Source organism: Sphaerisporangium cinnabarinum, assembly GCF_055567015.1.
Genome location: NZ_JBVHRG010000003.1, coordinates 131,408 through 155,350 on the forward strand (window position 1 = coordinate 131,408; position 23,943 = coordinate 155,350).

The 23,943-nt window shown below is 75.3% G+C and carries 20 protein-coding genes; 4 read left to right on the forward strand and 16 right to left on the reverse strand.

Features of this window, described 5'->3' with window-relative positions; genetic code table 11:
- Positions 1–62: 62 nt before the first annotated feature.
- The 12 genes from ACZ4MO_RS06190 to ACZ4MO_RS06245 form a co-directional block, all read right to left on the reverse strand.
- On the reverse strand, positions 63–2,279 hold the full coding sequence (locus tag ACZ4MO_RS06190; protein WP_186810384.1) for a DUF7937 domain-containing protein: 2,217 nt from the start codon (positions 2,277–2,279) through the stop codon (positions 63–65).
- Positions 2,280–2,444: 165 nt separating this feature from the next.
- Positions 2,445–4,103 (reverse strand): outer membrane protein assembly factor BamB family protein, encoded by a 1,659-nt coding sequence (locus ACZ4MO_RS06195; protein ID WP_175008365.1) that lies wholly within the window; start codon positions 4,101–4,103, stop codon positions 2,445–2,447.
- 86 nt (positions 4,104–4,189) lie between these two features.
- Positions 4,190–5,788 (reverse strand): acyl-CoA thioester hydrolase/BAAT C-terminal domain-containing protein, encoded by a 1,599-nt coding sequence (locus tag ACZ4MO_RS06200; RefSeq protein ID WP_175008364.1) that lies wholly within the window; start codon positions 5,786–5,788, stop codon positions 4,190–4,192.
- Between the two features lie 77 nt (positions 5,789–5,865).
- Positions 5,866–6,816: a GTPase Era gene (era, locus tag ACZ4MO_RS06205; RefSeq protein ID WP_175008363.1), complete on the reverse strand. Its 951-nt coding sequence runs from the start codon at positions 6,814–6,816 to the stop codon at positions 5,866–5,868.
- Positions 6,813–8,147 (reverse strand): CBS domain-containing protein, encoded by a 1,335-nt coding sequence (locus tag ACZ4MO_RS06210; protein WP_175008362.1) that lies wholly within the window; start codon positions 8,145–8,147, stop codon positions 6,813–6,815. Before ACZ4MO_RS06210 ends, era begins: the two co-directional genes overlap by 4 nt.
- Entirely contained in the window at positions 8,144–8,596 is a 453-nt protein-coding gene (gene ybeY, locus ACZ4MO_RS06215; RefSeq protein ID WP_021482948.1) for an rRNA maturation RNase YbeY, read from the reverse strand. Before ybeY ends, ACZ4MO_RS06210 begins: the two co-directional genes overlap by 4 nt.
- Positions 8,593–9,690: a PhoH family protein gene (locus ACZ4MO_RS06220; protein WP_175008361.1), complete on the reverse strand. Its 1,098-nt coding sequence runs from the start codon at positions 9,688–9,690 to the stop codon at positions 8,593–8,595. Before ACZ4MO_RS06220 ends, ybeY begins: the two co-directional genes overlap by 4 nt.
- 121 nt (positions 9,691–9,811) lie before the next feature.
- The gene (locus tag ACZ4MO_RS06225) at positions 9,812–10,174 is read right to left on the reverse strand and encodes an HIT domain-containing protein (RefSeq protein WP_021482946.1); all 363 of its coding nucleotides are present in this window, start codon (positions 10,172–10,174) and stop codon (positions 9,812–9,814) included.
- Positions 10,171–10,983 carry a 16S rRNA (uracil(1498)-N(3))-methyltransferase gene (locus tag ACZ4MO_RS06230; protein WP_175008360.1) on the reverse strand — a complete coding sequence of 271 codons (813 nt, stop codon included), beginning with the start codon at positions 10,981–10,983 and terminating at the stop codon, positions 10,171–10,173. Before ACZ4MO_RS06230 ends, ACZ4MO_RS06225 begins: the two co-directional genes overlap by 4 nt.
- Before the next feature lie 13 nt (positions 10,984–10,996).
- The gene (dnaJ, locus tag ACZ4MO_RS06235; protein WP_043651775.1) at positions 10,997–12,121 is read right to left on the reverse strand and encodes a molecular chaperone DnaJ; all 1,125 of its coding nucleotides are present in this window, start codon (positions 12,119–12,121) and stop codon (positions 10,997–10,999) included.
- Positions 12,122–12,227: 106 nt separating this feature from the next.
- Positions 12,228–13,244 (reverse strand): heat-inducible transcriptional repressor HrcA, encoded by a 1,017-nt coding sequence (hrcA, locus tag ACZ4MO_RS06240; protein ID WP_175008359.1) that lies wholly within the window; start codon positions 13,242–13,244, stop codon positions 12,228–12,230.
- A 79-nt stretch (positions 13,245–13,323) separates the two neighbouring features.
- Entirely contained in the window at positions 13,324–14,787 is a 1,464-nt protein-coding gene (locus ACZ4MO_RS06245; RefSeq protein ID WP_175008358.1) for an MFS transporter, read from the reverse strand.
- A 174-nt stretch (positions 14,788–14,961) separates the two neighbouring features.
- Here ACZ4MO_RS06245 and ACZ4MO_RS06250 point away from each other — a divergent pair, with 174 nt between their 5' ends.
- Positions 14,962–15,825 carry a DUF3097 family protein gene (locus ACZ4MO_RS06250; protein ID WP_175008357.1) on the forward strand — a complete coding sequence of 288 codons (864 nt, stop codon included), beginning with the start codon at positions 14,962–14,964 and terminating at the stop codon, positions 15,823–15,825.
- A 97-nt stretch (positions 15,826–15,922) separates the two neighbouring features.
- Here the strand turns inward: ACZ4MO_RS06250 and ACZ4MO_RS06255 are convergent, their stop codons facing one another.
- From ACZ4MO_RS06255 to lepA, 3 genes are all read right to left on the reverse strand, one after another.
- Complete coding sequence (locus ACZ4MO_RS06255) at positions 15,923–17,047, reverse strand: DUF2189 domain-containing protein (protein WP_186810383.1); 1,125 nt, start codon at positions 17,045–17,047, stop codon at positions 15,923–15,925.
- Between the two features lie 193 nt (positions 17,048–17,240).
- On the reverse strand, positions 17,241–18,533 hold the full coding sequence (hemW, locus tag ACZ4MO_RS06260) for a radical SAM family heme chaperone HemW (protein WP_175008356.1): 1,293 nt from the start codon (positions 18,531–18,533) through the stop codon (positions 17,241–17,243).
- Positions 18,530–20,386 carry a translation elongation factor 4 gene (lepA, locus tag ACZ4MO_RS06265; RefSeq protein ID WP_186810396.1) on the reverse strand — a complete coding sequence of 619 codons (1,857 nt, stop codon included), beginning with the start codon at positions 20,384–20,386 and terminating at the stop codon, positions 18,530–18,532. Before lepA ends, hemW begins: the two co-directional genes overlap by 4 nt.
- A 241-nt stretch (positions 20,387–20,627) precedes the next feature.
- Here lepA and ACZ4MO_RS06270 point away from each other — a divergent pair, with 241 nt between their 5' ends.
- From ACZ4MO_RS06270 to rpsT, 3 genes are all read left to right on the forward strand, one after another.
- On the forward strand, positions 20,628–21,206 hold the full coding sequence (locus ACZ4MO_RS06270; protein WP_175008355.1) for a DJ-1/PfpI/YhbO family deglycase/protease: 579 nt from the start codon (positions 20,628–20,630) through the stop codon (positions 21,204–21,206).
- A 220-nt stretch (positions 21,207–21,426) separates the two neighbouring features.
- A complete protein-coding gene (locus ACZ4MO_RS06275; RefSeq protein WP_175008354.1) occupies positions 21,427–22,113 on the forward strand; it encodes a type II toxin-antitoxin system PemK/MazF family toxin in 687 nt (228 codons plus the stop codon).
- A 270-nt stretch (positions 22,114–22,383) separates the two neighbouring features.
- Positions 22,384–22,644: a 30S ribosomal protein S20 gene (gene rpsT / locus ACZ4MO_RS06280; RefSeq protein ID WP_043659362.1), complete on the forward strand. Its 261-nt coding sequence runs from the start codon at positions 22,384–22,386 to the stop codon at positions 22,642–22,644.
- 251 nt (positions 22,645–22,895) lie between these two features.
- Here rpsT and holA read toward each other — a convergent pair whose 3' ends face one another.
- Complete coding sequence (holA, locus tag ACZ4MO_RS06285; RefSeq protein WP_175008353.1) at positions 22,896–23,906, reverse strand: DNA polymerase III subunit delta; 1,011 nt, start codon at positions 23,904–23,906, stop codon at positions 22,896–22,898.
- Positions 23,907–23,943 lie beyond the last annotated feature (37 nt).

Here is a 23,943-nt window from a genome sequence, read left to right on the forward strand (position 1 = left end):
GCCGCGGGCGAGGAACGCCCGGCCGGCCCTCGCGCGGAGGACCGGCCGGGCGTCGGGGTGCGTCAGCCGCGCCGCGAGCGCAGCGCCGCGTCGACCGCGGGGTCGCCGAGGTTGCCGAGCCACTCGAGCAGCGCCGGGTACGTCGACGGGTTGGCCGCGACCTGGGGCCGCAGGTGCGGGGCGTCCTGGACGATCTGCGCCAGGACCTCGAGCGGCGTGCCCGGGTCGAGCGCCTGCGCCGCGGTGAAGCCCGCCGGCTGGGCCGGGGGCGCGTACGACGGCTGCTGCGCCGCGGGCTGCTGGGCGTACCCCTGCTGACCGTAGCCCTGCTGGTCGTAGCCCTGCGGCGCGTAGCCCTGCTGGCCAGCCCCGGAGGTCGGGTACCCCTGCTGCTGGCCGTAGCCCTGCTGCTGGTACCCCTGTCCGGGCTGCTGGGCGGTCGGCTGCGGGCCGGTGCCCGGCTGCTCCTCCTGGTAGGCGGGCAGCACCGCGGTCGACGGGCCCTCGTCGGGCGTGAGACCGGGACGCGCGGCGTACCCGCTGCGCTCCGGCTCGACCGGCTGGACCGGCAGCACCTCGGTCGCGTCGGACCCCGCGGCGAACCGGCGGTCCGGGGCCTGCTGCGTCGGGACCGGCCCGGTGTGCCCGGCCGGCGGGTAGGCGCCCGTCGGTCCGGTGGCCGGGTAGGCGCCCGCGCCCGGGTAGGGACCCGTGTGCCCGGTCGTCGGGTGCGCGCCGGTCGGCGGACCCGACGGGGCGGGCGCGGGCCGGGCCGGCTTGGGCGGCTTCGGCGCGGGCGGCTGCCACACGTAGGCGCGTGCCGCCTCGGCACCGGTCGCCGCAGGCACGGGACGGTGCTCGGCGAAGTACGCACGGACCTCGCGCGGGACGGTCAGTGCCCCGACGACGAGCAGCGGGAGGCCGAACGCGAGCAGCACGTGCTCCACGCCGCCGCCCAGCACGACACGGTTCGACGTCACGACGAGCAGGACGATACCGAGCAGCGCGACGACGCCGGCGCCGCCGAGCGCGAGCGGACGCCCGGTCGCGGCGTCGCGCACGAGCGAGCGGCGGGCGACGAACGCGACGGCCGCGGCGAGGACCCCGACGATCACGGCGAGGACGACCGGGACGCCGCGTGCGCCGTCGGCCAGGGTGAGCACGGCGCTCACGGCGACGTAGCCCGCGACGACGAGCACGAGGTCGAGAGCGTTGACGGCCACGCGCACCCAGGTGGTCACCGGGTCCGCCGCGGCCATCGCGCGGTGCACGGCGGGCGCCGCGGCGACGGCCGCGAGCGCCGGGACGAGCACGAGCCCGAACCGGCCGCCGTGCGTGCTCTCGATCGTCACGAGCCCGTTGTTGCCCGAGCCGAGGACGAACCCGACGGCGAGCATGACGCCCAGCCCGACGAGCGTGAGGCGCGCGGCCTCGGACCGGCGCCACGTGCCGTACGTCGGCAGCCCGGCGAGCGCGAGGACGAACACCGCGGCCACGATCACCAGCAGCACGAACAGGGCGCCGCCGAGGCGCGTGCCGGTAGCGGTGAGGATCACCGTGAGCAGCACGGTGAGGGCGAGGAGCGCCGCGAGCGCGAGGAGCGCCTGGAGCCACCGGTCGGTGACCGCGCGGTCCTGGTCCTGCGGCCCGAGCTCGCTCTCGCGCGGCTGCGCCGCGAGGAGCGCGCCCGCGAGCCCGAGCGCGGCGGCGGAGCCGATCCCGCCCCAGCCGTCGGCGAGGTCGCCGCCGCCCACGACGTCGACGACGAGGTAGACGAGCACGAGCAGCACGTACGGCGCGTTGGCGAGCAGGCGGACCTTGCGGGTGGTGTGCACGGTCCACGTCGTCGGGAGCACGCCCGTGCGTGCGAGGTACGGCAGCGCGAGCGTCAGCAGCGAGAGGATCGTCAGCAGGACGACCTCGATCTTGTCCGACGCGCGGCTCGACACGTCCCACGGCAGCGCCAGGGAGACGAGAAGGAGCAGCGCGGCGACGCCGTCGCGCACGTAGTCGCTCACGGGGATCCCGGCGAAGGGCGACGCCGTGGCGGTCGCGGTCGTGGCGCCGGCGGTCTCGCGCGCGGAACCCTGGTCGCTCTCCCCGGCCCGCGCGGCGCCCGCCGCGTCCGGGTCCGACCCTGCCGAGCCCGTCGCACCGTGCGGTGCGCGCTCGGCCGTGGAGTCCCCGTCACCCGCCGCGGCGCCCTGGGGCGCCGGGGTCGGCCCGGTGCCCGCAGCACCGGGCTGCGGGTCCTCGGCCGGCTCTGTCTGGTTGGTCATCGTGCACTCCCTACGCTGTCGCGCGGTGCCGGTCGCACGCACGCCGGGCCGAGGGGCCCCGACCGTTTCTACCGGTTCATCACGTGCGGCTCAAGCGCCCACGCGGCCCGGCACCACCATCCGGACGGTGCCGACGGCGGCGCAGGGCGTCGCGCCCCCACCGCCTCACGAGACGGCCGTCAGCCCGCCGGTCCCGAGGAGGAAGAGCCGGCCCTCGACCGCGAGCACGTCGTACGTGCCCTCCGGCAGCGTCCACCGCCACTCGACCGCCCCGTCGTCGAGCGCGATCGACACGAGCCCCGGCTGGCGGCGCTGCCGCTCCGTGACGAACAGGGACCGGCCGTCGGTGAGCACCGGCCCAGGCCCACCGTCCTCGAGCGTGACCGCCCACGCCTCCGCGCCCGTGCGGGCGTCGACGCTGCGGTAGGCCGAGTCCGTCTGGACGACGACGCGCCCGTCGACGCGCGCGACGGCGCGGATCCCGGTGCCCGGCAGCGACCAGAGCTCCGAGCCGGTCGCGGCGTCCACGCCCACGATGCTCCCGAACGTGTTGGTGACGATCACGCCCGGCGCAGACCCGTCCGACAGGGGCGCCTCGAGCACGCGGCCGGAGATCCGGAACGCAGGCTCGCCCGTGGCGGTGAACACGGTGGCGGTGCCGCGGCCGTACTCGTTGCCGACGTAGCGCCCGTCCTGCAGCCGGACGATGGTCCACACGTCGTCCTCGACGAGCGACAGGCCGTCCTCCGTGAGCGCCGCCGCCACGCCCGGCGCGAGGACGTCCACGACGCCGCGGCGCACGTCGAGCACGACGTCGCCGCCGCTCCCGAGACCGTCGTGCGCGAGCGACCGCTCCCACCGGACCTCTCCCGTCGCGGCGTCCTCGCGCACGACCACCACCTCGTCGCCTCGCCACCACGCCCGCACGACGTCCGTCGCGCCGACCGGCACCACGGACAGACGCCCGGCCGTCTCGGCCGTGCGCTCCCCCACGACCTCGCCGGTCGTCGCGCGCACGGTCGTGAGCCGGGCCACCTGCTCGCGCCACCCCGTCGGGACGGCGCACACGACCACCTCGCGCGCGGGCTCGCCCGAGGCCGGCAGGCACGTGGCGCGGTCGCCGAGGCGCTCGGACCGCCAGAGGACCGTCCCGTCCGCGACGGAGTACGCGGTGAGCGCCCCGTCGACGGTCACGACGGCGCCGACCGCGGGGACGACCTCGGTGCCGGGCTCGACGGGGACCGTCCAGCGCGGCTCCGGCGAGTCGTCGAGCGGGCGCAGCCCTCCCGCGAGCGCGGTGACGTCGACGGGTCGCGCGTCCTCCGTCGACGCGGTGAAGGCGACGGAGCCGGCGAACGCGACGGCGACCGCGAGCGCCACCCACGGGACCGGGTGCAGGTACCAGGGTCGCCGCGTCGCGCGCCCGTCCGGGGGCTCGCCGACCTCGGCGGACCGGGGCGGCCGGCGGACGTCGGACCGCGGCGGACGGGGCGCGGCGGACGCCGCGGGCGTGCCTCGGCTCGCGCGCTCTCCGCGCGGCAGCGGCAGCACGTCGCGGGCCGCCCGGCCGGGGTGCCGTCCCCGGACGGCGGTCGTCGTGGCGTCGTCCCGGGGTCGTGGCTCGTCGCGCGCAGGACGGGAGGGGGCCTCGGCGGAGCCGCCGAGCGCGGCATCGAGGGCGGCGTCGAACCGGTCGTCGGTCCGTAGCTCGGCCGGCAGGAGCTCGAAGCCGCCGGTCGGCGTCCCGGCACCGTCCGTCGTCGGCTCGTGGGTGGCGTGCCCGGCACGAGCCGCCCGGTCCTGCGCGAGCCGACGGCGCCTCACCCGTCCACGATACGCACGCCCACCGGGCCGCGCCGGGCGAGCGGCGGCACGACCGCCTCGGCCCGGACGACGGCGCACCGGCGCGGTCAGATGCCGAGCTGGTAGACGCCCCAGTACGCGAGGATGACGAGCAGGACCGTGGCGCCCGCGACGACGCACCACAGCATGACGCGCGGGGTCACGCCCCGCGCGACCTGCAGCGCGCTCGCGCCCTCCTCCGCGGCGACCACCTGGTCGGTGCCCCGGCGCTCGTCGTGCGCGCGGCGTGCGGAGCGGACCTCGGCCGCCCGGTTCACCAGCAGAGCGCCCGCGACGAGCGTCGCGAGACCGACGAGCCGCACCCCGATCCAGCCGCCCTGCACGACCCACGCGTCCTTCTCGTAGTCGAGCGCGAGCCGCGCCGTCGCCACGAGGTACACGACGAGCGCGACCGTCGTCGCGAACGCGCCGACCCCGAGGCCCAGCAGCGGTACCCGGAAGCCCGGGGCGAGGCCGGCGGGGGCGCCCGGCCGGCCCGCCACCCGCCGCAGCCGGCGCACGAGACCGCCGACGAGGCCGACGAGCGGGCCGAGCACGAGCAGCCCGACGGCGGCGAGGACGAGGCCGACGAACAGGTCGCCGTTGCCCAGCCAGCGCGGCGACGGGACCGGCCCGGCGAGGTACTGCTGCGTGGGCTCCGCGCCCGCGACCTGCGGCAGCGCGGTCGCGCTCGCGGGCAGGGACGTCACCCAGGCGCTCACGTCCCGCGGGAAGTCGGGAACGAGCACGTCGTCGATCTTGATCCCGTGGTTCGCGTCCGCGTAGTAGCGCACGGTGACGTCCGCCCCGCCCGGCACCTGCGACGACGGCCCGGTGGCGTCGAGGATCTGCCGCGCCCCCTGCTCGACGGGCATCGACGGGTCCGCCGTGCCGTACACGACGAGCACCGGCTGCGTGAGCCGCTCGAGGAACGGCTCGACGTCGAAGTCCGCGTACTCGAACCCGCCGCCGGGGATCGCCATCCCGACGGCTCGCGGGATCGCCCGGAACACCCCGTGGGGCACGTCGGTGTTGCGCAGGTAGCTGTCGACCGCGAACGCGGCCTGCTGGCGCGGCGGCACGACGGGCGCAGACACCAGGACGGTGAACGCGATGGTCGGGTCGTCGGCCGCCATCACGGGCACGATCCACGTGCCCTCGGACTCCCCGTACAGCCCCACGCGTCCCGGGTCCACTCCCGGGCGGGCGCGCAGGAGGTCCACGGAGTGGGCGTAGTCGCGCGCCATCGCCTCGTAGTCACGGTGACGCGTGGTGTAGGTGTCCAGGCGCTTGTCCGGGACGAGGGTCACGACGCCCGCGCTCGCGAGGTCGGTCGCGACGTCCACGAACGCCTCCGACGCCAGGCCGGTCCCTGCCCCGTGCACGAACACCATGCCCGGGAGGTCGTCGCCCGCGTCGACGGGCTCGCGCAGCACGCCCCCGACCGTCGCGCCGTCGAGCCGGACCGTCACGTCCGTCTCGCGCACGTCGTAGGTGCCGACCGGGGCGGCCCCGCCGGGCGGCTGCCCGCCGACGGTCGTGTCGGGCGTCTCGGGGACGAGGTGCTCGGTCACGGGCACCGGGTCCCACTGCGGCCCGGTGACCGCTCCGACGATCGCGAGGACGATCGCGAGGGCTGCCGTCGTCGCGGCGGTCCGGAAGATCACCGAGGAATCGTACGTCGCGGGCCGCCGGCCGGTCCCTGATGCCGTCCCGACGACGGCACGGGGGACGTCCCCCCGCGTCAGAAGCCGAGCCGGTGGAGCTGCTTGGGGTCGCGCTGCCAGTCCTTGGCGACCTTCACGTGCAGGTCGAGGTAGACCCTCGCCCCCAGCAGCGCCTCGATGCCGTGCCGTGCGCGCGTCCCGACCTCGCGCAGCCGCGACCCGCCCCGGCCGATGACGATCGCCTTCTGCGAGTCGCGCTCGACGAAGAGGTTGACGCGCACGTCGAGCAGCGGCGGGCGCCCCGCGGTCTCGTCGCCGCTGCCCTCGCGGGGCACGATCTCCTCGACCTGGACCGCGAGCGAGTGCGGCAGCTCGTCGCGCACGCCCTCGAGCGCCGCCTCGCGCACGAGCTCGGCGACCATGACGGCCTCCGGCTCGTCCGTGAGCTCGCCGCCCGGGTAGAGCTCGGGGCCCTCGGGCAGGTGGGAGACGAGGACGTCGGTGAGCACGTCGACCTGGTAGCCGTCCTGGGCGGAGACGGGCACGATGTCGGCCCAGCCGCCCGCCGCCTCCCCCAGCCGGTCGACCGCCAGCAGGTGCGCGGCGAGCGTGCCGCGGTCCACGAGGTCGGCCTTCGTCACGACCGCGACCACGGGCGTGCCGCGGCGACCGCGCATGAGCTCCGCGAGCTCGTTCGCGATGAAGCGGTCGCCCGGGCCGATCTTCTGGTCGGCGGGCAGGCAGAACGCGATGACGTCGACCTGGGTGAGGGTCTCGCGCACGAGGTCGTTGAGACGCTCCCCGAGCAGCGTGCGGGGGCGGTGCAGCCCCGGGGTGTCCACGAGGACGAGCTGCGCGTCGGGGCGGTGCACGATCCCGCGGATCGTGTGGCGCGTCGTCTGGGGGCGCCCGGAGGTGATCGCCACCTTCTGGCCGACCAGCGCGTTCGTCAGGGTCGACTTGCCCGCGTTGGGCCGCCCGACGAGGCAGGCGAAGCCGGAGCGGTGCTCGGGGGTGGTCGTGCTCACGGGGTGTCCTTCACGGTGGGGAGGGGCTGACGGGTGTCGGCCGCGGGGTGGGGATCGTCCGGCTCGGCGTCCGGGGCGTCGGGCGAGGTCGCGGCGGAGACGAGGACGGTCGCGAGCTGCTTGCGGCGGCCCTGGACGCGGTCGGCCTCGAGGCGCACACCGTGGACCTCCGCCACGGAGCCGGGCAGCGGGACCTTGCCGAGCGCCTTGGCGAGCAGGCCGCCCACGGTGTCCACGTCGTCGTCGTCCAGGCCGAGGCCGAAGAGCTCGCCGAGCTCCTCGACGCCGAGGCGGGCGGGCACGCGCAGGACGCCGTCGCCCAGGTCCTCGACCTCGGGCTCCGGGCGGTCGTGCTCGTCCGTGAGCTCGCCCACGATCTCCTCGAGCGCGTCCTCGATCGTCACGAGACCCGCGACGCCGCCGTACTCGTCGACGACCATCGCGATGTGCGACGACGACGCCTGCATCTCGCGCAGCAGGTCGTCCACCGGCTTGGACTCGGGCACGAAGATCGCGGGGCGCGCGACCTCGCCCACGGGCCGCGCGTCGGTCCCGGGGCCGCCCTGCAGGACGCGCACGACGTCCTTGAAGTAGGCGACGCCCACGAGGTCGTCCGCGGAGGTGCCCGTCACCGGGATGCGGGAGAAGCCGGAGCGCAGGAAGAGCGAGAGGGTCTTGCGCAGGGGCGTGTCGCGCGACGTCGTGACCATGTCGGTGCGGGGCACCATGACCTCGCGCGTGAGGGTGCTCCCGAGCTCGAACACGGAGCGGATGAGCTCACGCTCCTCCTCCTCGATGACCTCGGACTCGTTGACGCGGTCCACCATGTCCTGGAGCTCGCGCTGGTGCGCCCCCTCGTCGGGCGCCGGGGCGAGCCGCGTGAGCCAGCGCGTGGCCCCGACGACGACCGCGAGCAGGCGCGACAGGCTCAGCAGGACGCGCACGGCGTGCCGACGACCCAGCGACCGCGGGCTCACGCGCACCACGAGGAGCCCGACGACGACGCTCACCGCGAGCGCGACGAGCAGGACCTGCCACCACGGCTCGAGCCACGCCGCGACGAGCAGCGTGAGGCACGTGACCGCCGCGACCTCCGCGACGACGCGCACGAAGCCGACGGAGCGCACGGTCGCCGCCGGGTCCGCGAGCAGCGCGAGCGCCCGACGGCCCTCCGGGCGGGCGGGCACGGACGCGTCGTCGCCCAGGGCTGCCTCCGTGACGGCGGCCCGCGTCACGCGCAGCACCGCGGCCTCGCCCGCGCTCAGCGCGGCCGCGAGCACGACCGTCAGGACGGTCAGGGCCGCCAGGAGCGCGACGGGTTCGCCGCTCACCGGCCTGCGAGGAAGGTCAGGAGCAGCTTGCGCTGCAGCGCGAACATCTCCTTCTCCTCCTCCGGCTCGGCGTGGTCGTAGCCGAGCAGGTGCAGGATGCCGTGCGTCGTGAGCAGGAGCATCTCCTCCGCGGTCGAGTGGCCCGCCGTCACCGCCTGCTGGGCGGCGACCTCCGGGCACAGCACGACGTCGCCGAGCTGGCCGGGGCCGGCGACCTCGCCGTCGCGCCCGGGCCGCAGCTCGTCCATGGGGAACGACAGCACGTCCGTCGGGCCGGGCTCGTCCATCCAGCGCACGTGCAGCTCGCTCATGACGTCCGTGTCGACGAAGAGGATCGACAGCTCGCTCTGCGGGTGCACGCGCATCGCGTCGAGCACGTACCGTGCCAGCGCCGCGAACTCGGCCTCGTCGACCTCGGCCTCGGTCTCGTTGTTGACCTCGATGCTCACGCGTCGTCCCTCGTCCGTCGGTCTCGTGCCGCGGGGCGTCCGCGGCGGTCGTCGTCGCGGCGGCGGGCGCCGCCGCTCGTCCCCTGTCGCGACGCCGGCGCCGTCGCGAGGTCCCAGCGCGCGTACGCGTCGATGATGTCGCTCACCAGCCGGTGCCGCACCACGTCGGAGGACGTGAGGCGACAGAACTCGACGTCGTCGACACCGGTGAGGACGTCCTCGATGACGCGCAGCCCCGACTGTGTGCCGCCCGGCAGGTCGACCTGCGTCGCGTCGCCCGTGATGACCATGCGGGACCCGAAGCCGAGGCGCGTGAGGAACATCTTCATCTGCTCGGTGGTCGTGTTCTGCGCCTCGTCGAGGATGATGAACGAGTCGTTGAGGCTGCGCCCGCGCATGAACGCGAGCGGCGCGACCTCGATCGTCCCGGCCTCGATGAGCTTGGGGATCGAGTCGGGGTCGATCATGTCGTGCAGCGCGTCGTACAGCGGGCGCAGGTACGGGTCGATCTTCTCCGTCAGCGAGCCGGGCAGGAACCCGAGCCGCTCCCCCGCCTCGACGGCCGGGCGCGTGAGGATGATGCGGTTGACCTGCTTCGACTGCAGCGCCTGCACGGCCTTCGCCATCGCGAGGTACGTCTTGCCCGTTCCCGCGGGGCCGATCCCGAACGTGATGGTGCTCGCGTCGATCGCCTCGACGTAGCGCTTCTGCCCCACGGTCTTCGGCCGGATGGTGCGGCCACGGCTCGACAGGATGTTGAGCGTCAGCACCTCGGCCGGCCGCGACACCGTCGCGGCGGTGAGCATCGCGATGGACCGCGAGACGACGTCGGCCGTGAGCTGGGTGCCGGCCTCCACGACCTCGACGAGCTCGTCGAGCAGGCGCGCGGCGAGCGCGACGTCCCCCGGGGGCCCGCCGACCGCGATCTCGTTGCCCCGCACGTGCACGTCGACGGCGGGGAACCCCTCCTCGACGGCCCGGAGCACGGAGTCGTGGCTACCGAGGAGCGCCACCATCGGCACGTGGTTCGGGATGACGATGCGGTGCTCGACCCGGTGCGACGAGGGGTCGGGTTCTCGGGACAGAGAGGTCATGAGCCGGCTTGCGCCGCTGCGCTCCTTCGGTCGGGCAGTGGGTCCGGGACGGCCACCGCCCCGCAGATCGCTTCCATCGTACCGAGAGCGGCCGGGCGTCACACGCGCTTTCGCGCAGGGCTCAGGCGGGCGACCAGCCGAGCTCGGCGCCCGCGATGACGTGGCCGTGCACGTGGAACACGCTCTGGCCGGCGCGCGGCCCCGAGTTGAAGATGAGCCGGAACTGGCCGTCGGCCAGGTCGCCCGCCACCTCGTCCGCGAGCGCGACGACGTCGCCGAGCAGCTCCGGGTCCGCCGCCGCGAGCTGCGCGATGTCGCCGTGGTGGTCGCGCGGGACCACGAGCACGTGCACGGGAGCCTGCGGGTCGATGTCGCGGAACGCGATCGAGCGCTCGCTCGTCGCCACGACGTCGGCGGGCACCTCCCCCGCGACGATGCGGCAGAAGAGGCAGTCCGGGTCGGTGCGCAGGTCGGTGCTCGTCATGACCCCGAGGCTAGACCACGCGTCCCGGCCACGCCCCAGCGGCCGAGCCGCTCGGCGAGCAGCGCCACGGCCACCGGACCGGCGGTCGAGGTGCGCAGGACGTGGGGCCCGAGCCGCGCCGCGACCGCGCCGGCCTCCGTGAGGTCGGCGAGCTCGCGGTCGGAGATCCCGCCCTCCGGGCCGACGACGACCAGCACCTCGGGCGCGGGCGCGCCGTCCGTGGCCGGACCGGCGGGCAGGGCGACGTCGGCGAGCGGCGTCGTCGCCTCCTCGTGCAGGACGATCGCGCGACCGCCCGCGGCGACGACGTCGACGACCCGCGCCGCGAGGCCGCGCGAGTCGAGCGCGACCTCGACGCGGGGCAGGCGCGCGCGCCGGGCCTGCTTGGTCGCCGTGCGGACCGTCGCGAGCCACCGCGCGCGGGACTTCGCCGCGCGCTCGCCGCGCCACACGACGACGGAGCGCTCCGCCTGCCACGGCACGACCACGTCGACGCCGATCTCCGTCGCCGCCTCGATCGCCATCTCGTCGCGGTCGCCCTTGGCGAGCGCCTGGACGAGCGTCACGACGACGTCCGGCGCCGGCTCGCGGTCCACCTCCTGCACGAGGAGCGTCACGCGGCCCGACTCGGCGTGCTCGACGACGCACCGCAGCCGGAGCCCGTCGCCGTCGACGACGTCCACGCGCTCGCCCGCGCCGCGGCGCTGCACGACGCCCGCGTGCCGGCCCTCCGCGCCGTCGAGCACGTACCGGTCGCCGGGCGCGACGCCGTCGGTCCCCGTCTCGGCGAGGAACACCGGAGCACTCATGCGCGCGCCCCGCTCAGCGGCCGGACAGCTTGTCGCGCAGGCGCGAGAAGACGCCCGGGTGCGCGGCGGCGAGCCGGGGCTCGGGGCGCTCCTCGCCGCGCAGCGCGGCGAGCGAGCGCAGGAGCTGCTCCTGCTCGGGGTCGAGGGCCGTCGGCACCTGGACCTCGATGTGGACGTTGAGGTCGCCGCGCCCGCTGCCGTGCAGGTGCCCGACGCCGAGGTTCTTCAGCGTGACGATCTGGTTCGGCTGCGTGCCGGGGCGCAGGTCGATCTCCTGGAGCCCGTCGAGCGTCTCCAGCTCGAGCACGGTGCCGAGGGCGGCCGCCGTCATCGGCACCTGGAGGGTGCAGTGCAGGTCGTCGCCGCGGCGCACGAACGTGTCGTGGTTGCGCTCGCGGATCTCGACGTACAGGTCGCCCGCGGGGCCGCCGGCCGGGCCGACCTCGCCCTGCGCGGTGAGCTTGATGCGCGTGCCCGTGTCGACGCCCGCCGGGACGTTGACCGTGATGCTGCGGCGGCTGCGCACGCGGCCCTCGCCCGAGCACTCCGCGCACGGCTCGGGGATGACCGTGCCGAAGCCCTGGCACGCGGCGCACGGCGCGCTCGTCATGACCTGGCCGAGGAACGAGCGCGCGACGCGCTGGACCGTGCCGCGGCCGTGGCACACCTCGCACGTGCGCGGCGAGGTGCCCGGGCGGCAGCAGGTGCCGCCGCACGTGCCGCACACGACCGCCGTGTCGACCTGGAGCTCGCGCTGCGCGCCGAACGTGGCCTCGGAGAGGTCGATGTCGAGCCGCACGAGCGCGTCCTGGCCGCGGCGGGCGCGCGGGATCGGGCCCTGCTGCGCCTGGGCGCCGCCGAAGAACGTCTCGAAGATGTCCTGGAAGCCGAACCCGCCGCCCATGGGGCCGCCGCCTCCGCCACCGGGGGCGCTGGGGTCGACGCCGAGGTCGTACTGCTGGCGCTTCTCCGGGTTGGACAGCACCTCGTACGCGCGCGCGACGTCCTTGAAGCGGTCGCCCGCCTCCTCGCCCGCGACGTCCGGGTGCAGCTCGCGCGCGAGCTTGCGGTACGCCTTCTTGATCTGGTCCTGGCTGGCGTCACGGGCCACGCCGAGGATCTCGTAGTAGTCGCTCACACGTCACTCTCTGCTGGTGCGGGTCGTGAGGCCGGCGCGGGGCCGGTCGGGAGGGGTCGGGGGTGGTCGTCGAGCGGGCCCGCCGCGGGCGGGGAGACCGCGGGGCTCACGTGCCGAGCACCCGTGACAGGTAGCGCGCGACCGCGCGCACCGCCGCGATGGTGCCGGGGTAGTCCATGCGGGTCGGCCCGATCGAGCCGACGAGCGCTACCGTGTCACCGTCGTTACCGTAACCGGTCGTCACGACGGAGGTCTCCGCGAGGCCCTCGAGCTGGGTCTCGCGACCGATCCGGACGCTCACGCCCGACTCGGCGGCCATCTCGGTGAGCAGCCCGAGCAGGACGACCTGCTCCTCGAGCGCCTCGAGGACGGGGCGCAGCGCGTGCTCGAACCGCATGCCCGCGCGGGCGAGGTTCGCCGTGCCTGCGAGGACGAGGCGCTCCTCGCTCTCCTCCGCGAGCGTCTGGGCGACGAGGTCGCCCACCGCGCGGACGAGCGGGGCGTCGTCGGGGTGGAAGCTCTCGGTCACGGCGGCCAGACCGGGCGCGAGGTCCGAGAGGCGCTTGCCCGCGGCCGCGGCGTTGAGCCGTGCGCGCACCTCGACGAGGGTCCCCTCGTCCGGCAGGCTCGCGACCTCGAGCGTGCGCTGCTCGACGCGGCCCGTGTCCGTGATGATGACGACCAGGAGGCGCGACTCGCCGACGGGCACGAGCTCGAGGTGGCGCAGGCCCGACCGGCTCAGCGAGGGGTACTGCACGACGGCGACCTGCCCGGTGAGCTGCGCGAGCAGCCGCCCGGCGCGCGCGATGACGTCGTCGAGGTCCACGCCCTCGGACAGGAAGGTCTCGATGGCGCGCTTCTCCGGTGCGGACAGCGGCTTGACGCCCGAGAGGCGGTCCACGAAGAGCCGGTAGCCCTTGTCCGTCGGGATGCGGCCCGCGGACGTGTGCGGCTGCGCGATGTACCCCGCGTCCTCGAGGGCGGCCATGTCGTTGCGGATCGTGGCGGGCGAGACGCCGAGGCTGTGGCGCTCGGTGAGCACGCGCGACCCCACGGGCTCACGCGTCAGGACGTAGTCCTCGACGATGGCCCGCAGCACCTCGAGCCGGCGCTCCTCGCTCACGTCCACCTCCCGCGTGCCGCACCGTCGCCGCCCGGGCGGGCGGGCGGGCGTCGGCACTCTCGACCTCCGAGTGCCAATCCTACGCGTCCGCGCGGCCCGTCCGGCGGTCCTCCGCTCGTCGCGAACGCAGGTCGAGGAGCCCGACGGCGAGCGCGACCGTGACGAGGCCGATCGTTACCAGGAGGGCGCGCCCGGTCGCGTCCGCCGCCGAGTCGCCGCCCGCGAGGCCGCCGTAGTACACGGACAGGACGACGGAGATCCCGACGGCCGACCCGATGCGCTGGCCGAGCTGCAGCATGCTGCCCGCCACCCCGGCCCGGCTCACCGGCACCTCGGACAGCGTGAGCGTCTGGTTCGGCGCGATGACCGTCCCGCTGCCCGCACCGGCGACCAGCAGCGCGACCGCGAGCGCCGGGCCGACGGCGCCCGGGTCGTTCCCGAGCGTGCGCACGACGACCTCCGCGGCGACCACCCCGACGAGCACGAGCACCACGCCGACGACGACGAGCTCGCGCCCCCAGCGCGCGACCCAGCGGCCCGAGAACCACGCCGACACGCCCGACGCGACCGCGAACGGCGTGCCGACGAGTCCCGCCTGCAGCGGCGTGTACCCGAGCTCGTCCTGGAGGTAGAGCGTGACGACGAGGAAGATGCCCGTGAACCCCGCGAAGTACGCGAGGCCGAGCAGCGCGCCGTTGCGGAAGGACCCGAGCCCCACGACCTGCGGGTCGAGCACGGCCTCGCCCGTGCGGCGCTGGTAGCGCCGCTCCCACGCGACGGCGGCCACGAGCGCGCCGACGGCCGGCACGAGCCACCACCAGCGGGACGCGTCGTCGCCGCGGCCCGTCGTCGTGACGAACGGCATCATCACGCCGAGGGTCGCGGCGCCGAGCAGGCCGAGCCCGACGAGGTCGAGCCGGCGCGGCCCGCGCGCAGCGCCCGAGCCGGTGCGCGGCGGCCCGGGCACGAGGCGCCACGCGAACGGCAGGAGCACGGCGACGACGGGGATGTTGACGAGGAACACCCAGCGCCATCCCGTCTCGGGGCCGGCGGCCGCGATGATGAGGCCGCCCAGCAGGGGCCCGAGCGCGGTCGAGACACCGATCGTCGCACCGAACATGCCGAACGCGCGCCCGCGCTCGTACCCGCGGAACTCCTGCTGGATCAGGCCGACGACCTGCGGGTTGAGCACCCCGGCGCTCACGCCCTGGAGCAGGCGCGCGACTCCCAGCCACGTGTCGGTGGGCGCGAGCCCGCACGCGAGGCTCATGAGCGCGAAGCCCACGAGCCCGGCGATGAACAGCCCGCGCCGAGCGCCGGCGTCGCCCAGGCGCCCGGCGGGCACCAGGGCGAGCCCGAAGGCGAGCGTGTAGCCCGCGACGACGAGCTGCAGCTCCGTGGGACCCGCGTCGAGCGACGACTCGATCGACGGCAGGGCCACGTTGACGATCGACACGTCGAGCGTCGTGATGAAGCCGACCGCGAGGCAGACCGGCAGCACGCGCCAGCGGTTCGGGTCCGGCTCGGCGCGCTCCTGGCTCATCGGTCCGTGGTACCACCCCGCCCCGGGAGCGCGCGCGCCGGGAGCCGTCGCCCGAGGTCGGCCCGAGGGTCCGAGGTCGGCCCGAGGGTCCGAGGTCGACCCTCGAGAGGCCGATCCGGCGACGCACGGGGCGATCTCGGCGGCGCACGGCGGACGCTGGCCTAGGGTGACGCCGTGTCCTTCGACCGCTACGGCTCCGACGTCCTCGGCGGCACGCCCGCCCCCTCCCACCACCGCGCGCGACCCTTGTCGCGCCCGCAGCCCGCGGAGCGCGGCCTCGTCGTCGAGGAGGTGCAGACCGGGTGGGTCGGCGCCGTCGTACGGGTCGAGAAGTCGGGCGGGATGCACGTCGTCGTGCTGGAGGACCGTGCGGGCCGGACCCGCACGTTCCCGCTCGGGCCCGGGTTCTGGGTCGACGGCGCGCCCGTCGAGCTCACCCCGCCCGTCACCTCCCGCGCCCCCGCCGCCCCGACGCGCACCGCGTCGGGCTCGCGGGCCGTCGTCGGGCAGCGGGCGCGCGTCGCGCGCGGGAGCCGCATCTGGGTCGAGGGCAAGCACGACGCCGAGCTCGTCGAGAAGGTGTGGGGCGACGACCTGCGCGTGGAGGGGGTCGTCGTCGAGCCGCTGCACGGCGTCGACGACCTCGCGGCCGCGCTCGCCGGCTTCGGCCCGACGCCGCAGCGGCGCGTGGGCGTGCTCGTGGACCACCTCGTGCCCGGCAGCAAGGAGCGACGGATCGCCGACGAGGCGCTGCGGCGCTCGCCCGCGGGCACGGTGCTCGTGCTCGGGCACCCGTACGTCGACGTCTGGCAGGCGGTGAAGCCGGCCCGGATCGGCCTGGAGCGGTGGCCCGTGATCGAGCGCGGCACCGAGTGGAAGCGCGGGATCCTGCGCGAGCTCGGCTGGCCCGCGGAGACCCCGGAGGACGTCGGCCGCGCGTGGCAGCGCATCCTCGGCACGGTGCGCACGTACGCCGACCTGGAGCCGTCGCTGCTCGGGCGCGTCGAGGAGCTCATCGACTTCGTCACCGCGCCCTGACCGGTCGCCCGGCGCCCGGGACGCACCCCGCCCGAGACGCACCGCGCCCCGGCACCGACGGGCGGCACCGGGGCGCGGCGAGGGCTGCGGCCGGGTGTCAGGCGGCCGGCGCCCCACCCGTGAGACGGCGATAGGCGTAGCCGACGGCGACGTAGCTCAGCGGGATCGTCACGAAGAGCCCGAGCCCGCACGGGATCGCGCCGAGGATGTTGATCCCGACGAGAGCGAGCAGGAGCAGGAACACCTGCCCGAAGTTCTTCGCGACGAGCGAGAAGCTCGTGCGGATCGCCGTGATCGCGTCGACGCCCTGGTCGAGCGCGACGTAGTACACGAACGCCGAGAACAGCAGCATCGCGAGCCCGGGCAGGACGCACAGGAAGAACCCGATCCCGGACAGGACGCCGACGATGAGGGCGGCGAGCAGCACGTTGAGCACGTTGCCGATGCGGAAGAACGCGGCGACGTCGGGCCGACGCCCGTCCACCTCGTCGAGCGCGCCGCGCGTGAAGAACGCGGTGATGAGATAGCCGATGGCGGTGCCGACGATCCCGAGCAGCACGCTCGTGAAGGTGAGCCCGCCGAGGGCGGCGAAGTTCGTGTCGGAGTAGTCGAACTGGTCCTGGAACTGGTCGAACCCGCCCGTGATCCAGCTCCACGCGACGTTGACCGCGAGGAAGATCAGCGCGACGAGGATCCACGGCCCCAGGTTCGACGTGACGCGGCGCCACCCGTAGGAGATCGCGTCGCCGACGCCGAACGCCGGGCCCGTGTAGCCCGGTTGGCCGCCGTACCCTCCGGCGGCGCCCGGGTACGACCCGGGCGGCGGCGGGTACCCCCCGGCCGGGGGCGGGTATCCGCCGGCGGGCGGCGGGTACGCGCCGGACGGGGGCGGGGACGCGCCCGGCGGGGGTGCGGTCGGTCCCCCGGTCGCGCCGCCCGGCGCACCGGACGGGGCGCCGTAGGCACCCGGTGCCCCGTACGCGGGCGGGCCCGACGGCGGGGCGGCCGGGTCGTGCGGGGCGGCCGGGTCGCGCGGGGCTCCACCGCCCGGGCCGTACGGCGAGGCGGGTGGCACGTCGCCCCCGGACGGGGCGGCGTCGGGCCGGTCGGGGCCCGGGCCCGACGGCGGCGTGGCGTCCGGCGGCGGGCCGCCCGCTCCGTCGGCGGGGGTGTGCTCGTCGTCGCGGGGCGGCTCGCCGCCCGGGTTCGTGGGGTCGGTCATCGTGCACCTCGTTCCTCGTCGTCACGTGCTGCGGGCCGCACGCTCCGTCGACGTGCTGGGTCCACCTTGGCGGTTCGTGGCCAGGACCGCGCGGCGAGAGCCGGCAGCACGGCACGACGCCGGGCCCGCCGCCGCCGTCGCGCACCGGTGGTCGCCGAGCGCGTGCCGGGTCGAGGCGGCCCCCGCACCGACGTCACTCGTCCGTGATCGCGCGCACCACCGTGTCGGCGAGCAGCCGCCCCCGCAGGGTCAGCACGGCACGGCCGGTGACCGCCGCGCGGCCGTCGAGGAGCCCGTTCGCGACGAGCCCGGCGACCGCACGCCGGCCGGACGGGGAGAGGACCGCGAGGTCGAGACCCTCGCGCAGCCGCACGCCGAGCATCGCCTGCTCGAGCCGGCCCTCCGCCCGCGTGAGGAGCTCCCGTCCCGCCGCCGGGCTCGTGCCCGCCTCGAGCAGCGCCGCGTACCGGCGCGGGTGCTTGACGTTCCACCAGCGCACCCCGACCCGGGCGTCCTCGGGCGACGTCACCGCGGACCCGGCACCGGTCGCCGCGACGTAGGAGTGCGCGCCGGGACCGATCCCCCACCAGTCGTCGCCGCGCCAGTAGGCGAGGTTGTGGCGGCAGCGGTCGGCGTCGGTGCGCGCCCAGTTGCTCACCTCGTACCAGGTGAGGCCCGCCGCCGTGAGCAGCTCGTCGGCGAGCTCGTACTTCGTGGCCTGGTCGTCCTCGCTCGGGAGCGCGACCTCGCCGCGCCGCACCTGGGCGGCCATCTTCGTCCCTGCCTCCACGACGAGCGCGTACGCGGACACGTGGTCGACGCCGGTCGCGAGCGCGGCCTCGAGGCTGGCCCGCCAGTCGTCGAGGCTCTCCCCCGGCGTGCCGTAGATGAGGTCGAGCGAGACCTGGAGGCCGGCGTCGCGCGCCCAGCGCACGACGTCCGGGATGCGGCGCGGGTCGTGCGTGCGCTCGAGCGTCGCGAGCACGTGCGGCACGGCGGACTGCATGCCGAACGACACGCGCGTGAACCCGGCCGCAGCGAGCTCGGCGAGCGACTCGGGCGTCACGGAGTCCGGGTTCGCCTCCGTCGTCACCTCGGCGTCCGCGGCGAGCCCCCACGCCTCGCGGACGCCGTCGAGCAGGCGGACGAGGTCGCCCGCAGGCAGGAGCGTGGGCGTGCCGCCGCCGACGAAGACCGTCGAGACCGGACGCGCGGGCAGCCCGGCGTCGTGCAGCACGCGCGCGGCGAGGTCGATCTCGCGCAGCGCCGTGCTCGCGTACGACGCCTGGCTCGCACCCCCGCCGAGCTCGGACGCCGTGTAGGTGTTGAAGTCGCAGTACCCGCACCGCACCGAGCAGAACGGGACGTGCAGGTAGACCCCGAACCCGCGGGCCGCGGGCTCCGTGCCGCCCGTGCCTCCCCCGACCCAGGAGGGCAGCGAGCCGTCGGGCGGGACCGGCTCGCCCTCGGGCAGCGCCGGGCTCACTTCTTCGACTTGTCCTTGGCGTCCTTGCCGCCCGCGGCGTCGGAGGAGAGCGCGGCGATGAAGGCGTCCTTCGGGACCTCGACGGACCCGATGTTCTTCATGCGCTTCTTGCCCTCCTTCTGCTTCTCGAGCAGCTTGCGCTTGCGGCTGATGTCGCCGCCGTAGCACTTCGCGAGGACGTCCTTGCGCATCGCGCGCACCGTCTCGCGCGCGATGACGCGCGCGCCGACGGCCGCCTGGATCGGCACCTCGAACTGCTGGCGCGGGATGATCTCCTTGAGCTTCGCCGTCATCATGACGCCGTAGTCGTACGCCTTGTCCTTGTGCACGATCGCGCTGAACGCGTCCACCTGCTCGCCCTGGAGCAGGATGTCGACCTTGACGAGGTCGGCCACCTGGTCGCCCGAGGGCTCGTAGTCGAGCGACGCGTACCCGCGCGTGCGGGACTTGAGCTGGTCGAAGAAGTCGAACACGATCTCGGCGAGCGGGAGCGTGAAGCGCAGCTCGACGCGGTCCTCGGACAGGTAGTCCATGCCGAGCATCTGGCCGCGACGGTCGTTGCACAGGCCCATCACGGTGCCTACGAACTCGCTCGGCGCGAGGATCGTCGCCCGCACGACCGGCTCGCTGACCTGCTTGATCTTGCCGCCCGGGAACTCCGACGGGTTCGTCACGTTGACGAGCGTCCCGTCCTCGAGCGTCACGTCGTAGACGACGTTCGGCGCGGTCGAGATGAGGTCGAGGTCGAACTCGCGCTCGAGCCGCTCGCGCACGATCTCCAGGTGCAGCAGGCCGAGGAACCCGACGCGGAAGCCGAAGCCGAGCGCGACCGACGTCTCCGGCTCGTAGTTGAGCGCGGCGTCGTTGAGCTTGAGCTTGTCGAGCGCGTCGCGCAGGACCGGGTAGTCGGTCCCGTCGATCGGGTACAGGCCCGAGAAGACCATGGGCTTCGGGTCCGAGTAGCCGCCGAGCGCGTCCGCGGCGGGCTTCGCCGCGTTCGTCACCGTGTCGCCGACCTTCGACTGGCGCACGTCCTTCACTCCCGTGATGAGGTAGCCGACCTCACCGACGCCGAGGCCCTTCGTGACGATCGGCTCCGGCGAGATGACGCCGATCTCGAGCAGCTCGTGGGTCGCGCGCGTCGACATCATGACGATGCGCTCGCGCGGGTTGAGGTTGCCGTCGACGACGCGCACGTACGTCACGACGCCGCGGTAGGTGTCGTAGACCGAGTCGAAGATCATGGCGCGCGCCGGGGCGTCGGCGTCGCCGACCGGCGCGGGCACGCGCTCGACGATGCGGTCGAGCAGCACCTCGACGCCCGCGCCCGTCTTGCCGGAGACCTTGAGCACGTCGTCCGGGTCGCCGCCCACGAGGTTCGCGAGCTCCTCCGCGTACTTCTCGGGCTGCGCCGCCGGGAGGTCGATCTTGTTGAGCACGGGGATGATCTCGAGCTCGTTCTCCATCGCGAGGTACAGGTTCGCGAGGGTCTGCGCCTCGATGCCCTGCGCGGCGTCGACGAGCAGCACCGCGCCCTCGCACGCCGCGAGCGACCGCGAGACCTCGTACGTGAAGTCGACGTGCCCCGGGGTGTCGATCATGTTCAGCGCGTGCGGTGTCTCCACGCCGTCCGCCACGACGGCCCACGGCATGCGGACGGCCTGCGACTTGATCGTGATGCCGCGCTCGCGCTCGATGTCCATGCGGTCGAGGTACTGCGCGCGCATGGCGCGCGGCTCGACGACACCGGTGAGCTGCAGCATGCGGTCGGCCAGGGTCGACTTGCCGTGGTCGATGTGCGCGATGATGCAGAAGTTCCGGATCAGCTCGGGCGGCGTGGCCGCGGGCTGGATGCGGGTGCTCAGCTGGGCACTGGGGATCGGGGACAACGCGGGTGCGCTCCTGGGAGTGGCGTGCGGGTCGGGGCCGCGCGCTCGGGGGCGGCGCGCCGACGGTCGCTCTCGGGCGGGCGGGAACGACCATTGTCCCACGTCCGGCGTCGGGCACCCGCCCGCCCTGCGGGGCGCCGCGAGCCGACCTAGCGTGGAGGACCGGCCGGCCGCACCGGGTCGACCGGCGACGAGAGGAGCGCTCATGGCCCAGGACACCGAGCACCGCACCTCCGGCCGCCCCGGCGGGCGCCGCGTGCTGGCGATCGTGACGAACTACGGCGTCGAGCAGGACGAGCTCGTGGTCCCGCTCGAGCACCTGCGCGGCGAGGGGGTGGAGGTCGACGTCGCGGCCACGTCCGCCGACGACGTGCAGACCCTCGTGGGCGACAAGGACCCCGGCCGCACCGTGACCCCGAACCTCACGCACGCCGAGGCCGACCCCGCCGAGTACGACCTGCTGCTCGTGCCGGGCGGGACGATCAACGCCGACGCGCTGCGCCTCCAGGACGACGCGGTGAGCCTCGTGCGCGCGTTCACGGCCGCGGGCAAGCCGGTCGCGGCGATCTGCCACGGCCCGTGGGCGCTCGTGGAGGCGGCCGCCGTCGAGGGCAAGACCCTGACGAGCTACGCGTCCCTCGAGACGGACGTGCTCAACGCGGGCGGCGCCTGGGTCGACCGGTCCGTCGTGCGCGACGACGAGGGGTACACGCTCGTCACGTCGCGCGACCCCGGGGACCTCGACGACTTCCTGCGCGAGGTGGACGCGGTCCTGGCCGGGTGACGCGCACCGTCCGCGCCGGGTGACCCGCACCGGCGGGTCATCCGCCGCGCGCCGCCCAGGTAGAGCCCCGGCCCCGCGAGGTGGAGCCCTGGTTCCGCGAGGCAGAGCCCTGGTCCGGCGAGGTGGGGTGACCACGGCTCTACCTCGGCGCGCCAAGGTCCGGCCGGCCGGGCGTCCGGGGCACCCGGGCGGACGCGCGTCTGCCCGGTAGGGTGCGCGCGTGGCACGCAACCGATGGCTGGGACTTCTGACCGACGCGGCGCGCGCCGTGGTCTCCGGGCTCACGCGCTCGCAGGGCGCGGGGCAGGGTGGCGCGAGCCAGGGCACCGCGGCGACGCGGGCCCCGGGGCGCGAGCGGACGCCGTCGGGCCGCGGCCGCGGCCGCGGCGACCGCACGCCCTCTCCGCGGCCCGGGCCGCGCCCCGGTGCTGCACCAGGTCCTCGCCCCCGCCCCGCGGCGGGCGGGCGACCGGGGTCGACCGGCGGCCGGGGCGCCGCCGCGGGCGCCTATCCGGGCGACTTCGAGGGCGTGGTGCGCGCGCGGTACGCGCCGCGGCCCGACGGCGACCCGGACCCCGGTGAGATCGTCTGGACGTGGGTCCCGTTCGAGGAGGACCACTCGCAGGGCAAGGACAGGCCGGTGCTGCTCGTCGGATCGGACGGCGCATGGCTCCTCGGCGTGATGCTCACGAGCAAGGACCACTCGCGCGACGCCCAGGACGAGGCGCGCTGGGGACGGTACTGGCTGGACATCGGGTCGGGACCGTGGGACGCGAAGGGGCGCGACAGCGAGGTCCGGCTGGACCGCGTGGTGCGCGTCGACCCGGACGCGGTGCGCCGCGAGGGGGCCGTCGTCGGGCGCGACGTCTTCGACCGCGTGGTCGACGGGATCTCGCGACACCGCTGAGGCGGTGGCCCCGGCTCTTGAGGTGGTAGCCCCGGCTCTCGCGCCGGCCTCCGGGCCTCGCGCGGGGCCGCACGGCGACGGCGCGGCGGCCGCGCGGGACGATTAGGGTCCCGACCAGACCGCTGGTATTCTTGATGGCTGCGTGTCCGCCCAGGTCGGCGGGCACAGCTCCAGCACCTCTCCACGGGTTCCCCACCCCAGTCCCGGAGCTGGAGTCGCCCTCTACGACCTATCCGCTCGCTCCGGCGAACAGAACCAGAAAGTCCACACGTGGCCAACATCAAGTCCCAGATCAAGCGCATCCGCACGAACGAGAAGGCTCGTCTGCGCAACAAGGCAGTCAAGTCCGAGCTCAAGACGTACGTGCGCCGCGTGCGCGAGGCCGTCGCGGCGGGCGACAAGGACGCGGCGACCACCGCGCTCCAGGCGGCGTCCCGCAAGCTCGACAAGGCCGTCTCGAAGGGCGTCATCCACGCGAACCAGGCCGCGAACCGCAAGTCGGCCATCGCGAAGTCCGTCAACGCTCTCTGAGCGCACGGTTCGCCCGCGGTGTCGTGACACGCTGATCGTCGCGACGCTCGCACAGGTTTCCCACGAGGGGCGCCGACCCGCACGGGTCGGCGCCCCTCGTGCGTCCGGCGCCGGGTGTCCGGCCCGGGCCGACGCCGTCGTTGGGCGTGACGACGGTCGCGAGCGGGAGCGAAGCCGGGCGCCTCGTCGGATCCCCGACGCCGCGCGGCGCCGGGGGCTCGAGCCCGGTACCCGGTCGCGCGGCTGCTGGGTCAGCGGCCGTGGGCCCGCGCGATCGTCAGCACCGCGCGCTCGACGGCGAACACCGGGTCACGCCCCGCGCCCTTGACCTCGGCGTCGGCCTGCGCGACGGCGCTGATCGCGGTCGCGAGCCCCTCCGGGGTCCAGCCCGCGAGCTCGCGGCGCGCGCGGTCGACCTGCCAGGGTGCGAGCCCGAGGTCCTTCGCCGCGACCCCGCCACGGCCGCGCATCGCGCCGACCTTCGCGAGGGCGCGGAGCTTCATCGCCAGCGCCGCGACGAGCGGCACCGGGTCCGCGCCCGTCGCGAGCGCGTGCCGCAGGAGCGCCACGGCCTCCCCCGCGTTCCCGGCGACGGCGGCGTCCGCGACCCGGAACCCGGTCGCCTCGACCCGGCCGCCGTAGTACCGGTCCACCACGGCCTCGCTCACGGTGCCGTCGGTGTCCGTGACGAGCTGGCTGCAGGCGGCCGCCAGCTCCCGCAGGTCGTTGCCGAGGGCCTCGACGAGGGCTCGGACGCCCGACGCGTCGATGCGGCGACGGGCCCTGCGGAACTCGGCGTTGACGAACGCCACCTTGTCGGAGTCCTTCTTGATCGCCTCGACCGTGACGACGGGCGCGCCGCTGCCCTTGATCGCGTCGAGCATGCGCTTGCCCCGCACTCCTCCCCCGTGCACGACGACGACCGTCGTCGCCGGGTCGGCGACCGGCACGTAGTCCACGACGTCGGCGACGAGCGCGTCGGTCGCCGACTCGGCGCCCTCGACGACGACGACCTTCGCCTCGCCGAACAGCGACGGGCTGGCCGCCACCGTGAGCATCCCGGCCTGGTACGTCGCGGCCTCGATCGTCACCTTCTCGACCTCGGGGTCGCGCTCCCGCGCGAGGTCGGCTATCGCGTCGACGGCGCGCTCCGCGAGGAGCGACTCGGGCCCCTGGACGAGCACCACGGGCGCGAGCCGGACGTCGTCCCAGGCGAGGGACGAGCCGGCGGACGGACGGGCGGTGCGGGTCGGCGCGGGCATGGCACCAGCCTGCCACGAGCCGCCCACCCGCCGTGCC

Coding starts and splice junctions, on each gene's coding strand:
- ACZ4MO_RS06190 (WP_186810384.1), bottom strand. CDS start 2,279: ATGACCAACCAGACAGAGCCGGCCGAGGACCCGCAGCCCGGTGCTGCG.
- ACZ4MO_RS06220 (WP_175008361.1), bottom strand. CDS start 9,690: ATGACCTCTCTGTCCCGAGAACCCGACCCCTCGTCGCACCGGGTCGAG.
- ACZ4MO_RS06225 (WP_021482946.1), bottom strand. CDS start 10,174: ATGACGAGCACCGACCTGCGCACCGACCCGGACTGCCTCTTCTGCCGC.
- ACZ4MO_RS06230 (WP_175008360.1), bottom strand. CDS start 10,983: ATGAGTGCTCCGGTGTTCCTCGCCGAGACGGGGACCGACGGCGTCGCG.
- ACZ4MO_RS06245 (WP_175008358.1), bottom strand. CDS start 14,787: ATGAGCCAGGAGCGCGCCGAGCCGGACCCGAACCGCTGGCGCGTGCTG.
- ACZ4MO_RS06255 (WP_186810383.1), bottom strand. CDS start 17,047: ATGACCGACCCCACGAACCCGGGCGGCGAGCCGCCCCGCGACGACGAG.
- ACZ4MO_RS06270 (WP_175008355.1), top strand. CDS start 20,628: ATGGCCCAGGACACCGAGCACCGCACCTCCGGCCGCCCCGGCGGGCGC.
- holA (WP_175008353.1), bottom strand. CDS start 23,906: ATGCCCGCGCCGACCCGCACCGCCCGTCCGTCCGCCGGCTCGTCCCTC.